This is a genomic window from Methanosphaera sp. DEW79 (assembly GCF_003266085.1).
GTDB classification, from domain to species: domain Archaea; phylum Methanobacteriota; class Methanobacteria; order Methanobacteriales; family Methanobacteriaceae; genus Methanosphaera; species Methanosphaera stadtmanae.
Genome location: NZ_MUZW01000022.1, coordinates 1 through 5,909 on the forward strand (window position 1 = coordinate 1; position 5,909 = coordinate 5,909).

General features: G+C 29.2%; 5 protein-coding genes. All 5 read left to right on the forward strand.

The annotated features are described in order from the left end of the window. Positions 1 to 197 precede the first annotated feature (197 nt). The 5 genes from BZ132_RS02195 to guaB all read left to right on the forward strand — a co-directional run bounded on the left by BZ132_RS02195 (position 198) and on the right by guaB (position 5,219). A complete protein-coding gene (locus BZ132_RS02195; protein ID WP_286940328.1) occupies positions 198 to 1,127 on the forward strand; it encodes a triphosphoribosyl-dephospho-CoA synthase in 930 nt (309 codons plus the stop codon). A gap of 23 nt (positions 1,128 to 1,150) precedes the next feature. Beyond that, positions 1,151 to 2,704, forward strand: coding sequence for a phenylalanine--tRNA ligase subunit alpha (locus BZ132_RS02200; protein ID WP_112149366.1), 1,554 nt, complete (start codon positions 1,151 to 1,153; stop codon positions 2,702 to 2,704). 12 nt (positions 2,705 to 2,716) lie between these two features. Further along, positions 2,717 to 2,866, forward strand: coding sequence for a hypothetical protein (locus BZ132_RS02205; RefSeq protein ID WP_172617513.1), 150 nt, complete (start codon positions 2,717 to 2,719; stop codon positions 2,864 to 2,866). A gap of 44 nt (positions 2,867 to 2,910) precedes the next feature. Beyond that, positions 2,911 to 3,612, forward strand: a complete 702-nt coding sequence (locus BZ132_RS02210) for a (5-formylfuran-3-yl)methyl phosphate synthase (RefSeq protein WP_286940331.1) — start codon at positions 2,911 to 2,913, stop codon at positions 3,610 to 3,612. Positions 3,613 to 3,722: 110 nt separating this feature from the next. After that, on the forward strand, positions 3,723 to 5,219 hold the full coding sequence (guaB, locus tag BZ132_RS02215; RefSeq protein ID WP_011406032.1) for an IMP dehydrogenase: 1,497 nt from the start codon (positions 3,723 to 3,725) through the stop codon (positions 5,217 to 5,219). Positions 5,220 to 5,909 lie beyond the last annotated feature (690 nt).

Genomic DNA, 5,909 nt, shown 5'->3' on the forward strand with positions numbered 1-5,909 from the left:
TTTAAAAATTCAAAAATCAACTAAGTTTCTGACAGTGACCTACCCTAATATTAATAATTAAGTTTAAACATAAATTTAATTAATGATAAATATTTGATAATAGATTTTATTTTTCTGTTTTTCATGTTTATTAATGTAATATAAGAATTATTCTATAATAATGAATTTTAATGAGTATTAGGAGATATGTTGATTATATGAAATTAAATAATCAGGACATAGCTAAGTTAGGTGAAATTGCAACGTTACTAGAAGTTAGTGGATATCCAAAACCTGGTAATGTTCATAGAACACAAGATTTTAGTGACATGTTTTATGAGGATTTTCTAATAAGTAGTACTTCTATTAGAGAAAATTTGGAACTTGTTGCAAATAATGCTTCTACATATTATCCTGGAATGTTAAATCAGATAAATGTTGGAAGTTGTATATATGGTTGTATTAGAAATACACAGAATCTAGTAAAGACTAATACAAATCTTGGAATAAGTATGCTTCTTATTCCAATGGCAGCAGCTTTTGGTGCAATTAAGGATGAGGATACCTTATTTAATTTTCCACATATTCTTAAAACTATTTTAGAAAATAGTTCTACAGACGATGCAATATGTTTGATTAAAGCAATATCTTTAGCTAATGCTGGTGGATTAGATAATAAGACTTCAGAGTATGATGTTAATAATAAGGATACTATAGAAGATATTCGTAGAAATAATATAAACTTATACAATCTATTTGAAATGTCTGCTAGTTATGATAAGATATCTTATGAATTAATCAATGGTTTACCAGTAATTTTAAAGTATGGTTATCCAACATATGCTAAGTATATGAATGATTATTCAAAAAATGATGTTACACTTGAAATTTACTTAACAATACTTGCTAATGTGCCTGATACATTAATTACTAGAAAGTATGGTGATAGGGTAGCACAAAAAGTATCTAAACAAGCTAGCACCATATTAAAAAATACAAAAATAGCTTCAACAGATCGTTTAAATCAATTAAAAGAATTCGATACATTTTTAAGAAATAATAAATATAATCCTGGAACAACAGCTGATTTTACAGCAGCATCATTATTTGTAGGGTTAGTTGATAAGTATTCACAATCTGGTATATAACAGTAGGGGAGGAATAATAATAAATGATAGAAAAAATAATAAATGAATTACATCTTTATGAAAAAAAATTATTAGATGGTCTTGCAAAAAATTCTAATTTAACTCCAGAAGAAATAGCTAAATTAGAACAAATGCCTGTTAAAGCAGTAACAAGTGCGGCAGGAATGCTTGAGAGTAAAAATATTATCACAGTAGATAAAACATCAACAGATAATATAAGTTTATCTGAGGAAGGAAAAGACTATGCATTAAATGGACTTCCAGAACACAGGATACTAAAAGCATTACAAGATTTTAGTAATGAAGGAAAAGATGAAGTGGGTATGGATGAAGTTATTGAAAGGGCTAAAGTATCAAAGGCTCAGATGAACTTTTCAATTGGTATACTTATGCGTCATCATTGGGCTAAAATGAACAATGGAAAATTAGCAATTACAGATGAAGGAAAAAATGCAGATATTTCAAGTCTACCTCAAGTTAAATTCCTTAAATTCCTACATGATAAGAAGCAAATCACTGAAGAAAACATACCTGAAGAATTTATTAAGGTTAGGGCTGAATTTAATAAGAGAAAAGATTTACTTAATATTAAAACATCTCAAGACTTCCATTTTATACTTAATGATATTGGAAAGAAAATATTAGATGAAGGATTTTCCATACAAAATGAGGCAACACAACTAACACACGATCAACTAAAAACAGGTTCCTGGAAAAATCTACACTACAGGGGATATGATATCAATGCATCAGCACCAAAGAATTATCCTGGAAAAATACATCCTCTTCAACAAACAATTGAAGAAATAAGAGATATTTTCATTGACATGGGTTTTGATGAGGCAAAGGGAACAATACTTGAATCAGCATTCTGGAACTTTGATATGTTATTCCAGCCACAAGATCATGCTGCACGTGAAATGCAAGATACATTCTATGTAAGTAATCCTTCCCAAGCAACACTGCCTGGTGGGGATTTAGTTGAAAAAACTAGAGCTGAACATGAACATGGTGGAAATACTGGTAGTGAAGGATGGAATTATAAATGGAATGAGGATATAGCAAAACAAATAGTTCTAAGAACACATACAACTGGTTTATCTGTACGTTATCTTTCCAAACATCAACCACCACTTAAAATGTTTTCAGTAGGAAGAGTATTTAGACGTGAAACAATTAACTATAAACACTTACCTGAATTCCATCAAGTGGAAGGAATTGTTGCAGGAGAAGATATGAGTTTTAAAAATCTACTTGGAATACTTAAAGAATTCTATAGAAAATTAGGTTTTAAAGTAAGATTTAGACCAGCATACTTCCCATACACATACTTATCCATAGAATCTGAAATTTATGTTCCAGAAAAGAAAAGTTGGATGGAACTAGGTGGATCTGGAATGTTTAGACCAGAAGTACTAGAACCATTAGGAATAAAAACACAAGTAGCAGCATTTGGTCTTGGAATAGAAAGACTTGCAATGATGAGATATGGAATAGAAGATATTCGTATGTTATATCAAAGTGATATTGGATGGTTAAGAAAACTACCAGTAACAAGAAATATTAAAAACTTCTAAAAGGTGTTAATTATGGTATATAATTCTTTAGAATTAAATCTTGAAGCAATTACAAACACAATTAAAATGTTGGAAAAGGAAAATAACGATGAAAATAAGGATAAAATTGCTGAACTAAAAAAGGAAAGAGATAAATTACTAAAGGAATTGAAAGTATTTTAATTATTCTTTCTTAAATCTTTTTTTTAAATAAATTTGGTGATGAAATGGAATTATTAGTAAGTGCAATAAATTTAGATGAAGCTAAAGAGGCACTCGCTGGTGGTGCTGATATTTTAGATGTGAAAAATCCTAAGGAAGGGTCTCTAGGAGCTAACTTTCCATGGGTTATAAAAGAAATTAGTGATTATGCAGAGGATGTAATTGTCAGTACAACCATAGGGGACGTACCATATAAACCAGGTACAGTATCACTAGCAGCATTAGGTAGTGCAGTTTCAGGCTCAAATTATGTTAAAGTAGGATTATATGGTCCTGAAAACTATGAACAAGCAGTTGAAGTAATGAATGCAGTTGTTAAAACAATAAATAATTATGATGAAAATATAACTGTTGTAGCATGTGGGTATGCTGATGCATACAGGGTGGGATCTGTTGAGCCTACAGATATACCTAAAGTAGCATTTGATTCTGGTTGTGATTTAGCAATGCTTGACACATATCTAAAAGATGGACGTAGATTAACAGATCATATGACTTATGATGAATTAAAAAGTTTTGTTGAAACATCCCATAATTATAATCTTAAAGTAGCACTGGCAGGTTCAGTTAATGCATCTGATATACCTCTTCTTGAAGATATTAACTGTGATATTATGGGTGTACGTGGGTGTGTATGTACTGGTGGAGATAGAAATAATGGAACTATTGATAGTTTACTAGTAAGACAATTAAAAGATAACATTTAATTAGAATTTTAGATAAAAATAATACTAATAGAAATACTAATAATATTTTTTTTAAATTTTTTTAGTATATGACTTTTGAATGATTATTTATTAAATAAAAGGGGCGTTATATGAATAAATATATGGATAAATTAACAAAAGCAGAAGACACATATACATTTGATGATTTTCTTATAAAACCAGGATTATCATGTATAGAACCAAATGATGTAAAATTAGATACACAAGTATCTACAAACTATCATTTAAACACACCAGTTGTAAGTTCTGCTATGGATACTGTTACAGAAGCAAACATGGCAATATCTCTAGCAAGACAAGGTGGACTTGGTGTTATTCATAGAAATTTAACTATTGAACAAGAAATTAAAGAAATTAAAAAGGTTAAATATGCTAATGAATTAACAGTTAAAGAAGTTATATCAATATCTCCTGATGAAACTGTTTCTGAAGCACAACAAATCATGGATATTGAAGAAATAAGTGGTTTACCCGTAGTAAATGATGATAATATTGTTGTAGGTATTATAAGTCGTAGAGATATTAAACCTTTAAGAGGTAAATACTTAAATCGTAAAGTATCCGATGCAATGACTCAGGAAGTAGTTACAATCTCTGAAAACACAACTACTGAAGAAGCATTAGATGTTGCATATGAAAATAAAGTTGAAAGGTTACCAGTAGTTTCTGATGTTAATGAACTTCTTGGTATAGTAACAATGAAAGATATTTTAGAACGTAAAAAATATCCTGATGCAGCACGTGATAAAAATGGTAGATATCTTGTTGCAGCAGCATGTGGTCCGTTTGATATTGAAAGAGCAATGGCAATAGATGATGCTGGGGCAGATATTATTGCTATAGATAGTGCACATGGACATAAAACCGATATTTTCAAATCTGTTAATGAAATGAAGAAAAATGTTGATGCAGATATATTACTGGGTAATATTGCAACTGCAAAGGCTGCAAAAGACATGTTAGATGCAACAGAAATTGATGGTATAAAAGTTGGTATAGGTCCAGGTTCAATTTGTACTACTAGGATAGTTGCAGGTGTAGGTGTACCTCAACTTAGTGCTGTTTCAAGTGTTGCAGATGTAGCAGAAGATCATGGAATACCTGTAATTGCTGATGGTGGTTTAAGATACTCTGGAGATATAGCAAAAGCATTAGCTGTTGGAGCAAATGCAGTTATGCTTGGTAGTTTACTTGCTGGAACAACTGAATCTCCTGGGGAAATGACTATTAGAAATGGACGTAAATATAAACAATATCGTGGAATGGGTTCTTTAGGTGCTATGACTGGTGGAGTTGGAGCAGGAAAAGATAGGTATTTCCAAGGTTCAAGTAGTAATATGAATTCCTCAAAATTAGTACCAGAAGGTATTGAAGGAGTAGTTCCATATAAAGGAGAAGCTAGTCAAATAGTTTATCAATTAATGGGTGGTTTAAAATCATCAATGGGTTATGTTGGGGCTAAATCAATTAAAGAAATGCATGAAAAAGCAGAATTAGTTCATATAACTCCTAATGGTATGTCTGAAAGTCATCCTCATGATATTACCATTACTAATGAAAGTCCAAACTATCATCCAAGATATTAAATAAAAATAAATCTAAGCTCCTTTTATTATTTTTTTTTAAATTATTTGAGAATGTGTAAGAATTAATTTTTAATTAATATTTTTTTTCTTATTTTAGGTTTACTTATTTTTATAATTATTCTTTAGCCCCTTAGATAGATCATTGTTGACTTAACTGTTGCAATGCCGTTTTTGTTGTGTTTATTGCTTGGTTTATTAATAATATATGTAAAATATGTCTTTTGTGAATACTAAAATATCCTTTATCAAGAGTGAAAACAAAAAAATTAGATTTTAAATGGATCTATTCTAAAAAAAAGTATTATTTATATTTTAACATTACAATGATACTTTATAAAGAAATATTATACATTGTATCAATAATAATAAACCTAATATAAAAGAACCCGATATCAGGATATTTGAAAACATGTTAAAAAGAAGAATATTTAAAAAACACACAGATACAATTCAACAGAGAATATTACTCAAAAAGAAAATTAAATAATCAGTATAAATACATACAAAACACTCAATATCATATTTTTACATTATACTAAGATAATTAAAAAAAAAATAAATAATAAACGAACTTATCATTTAGAAATATATTAATCATTCACAATACAACCTTTATTTTATAAATAAACACGTGAAATATTTTTATAAAATAAAACAATAGAATTTCCCCCCCCCTTTCTTTATTTAATA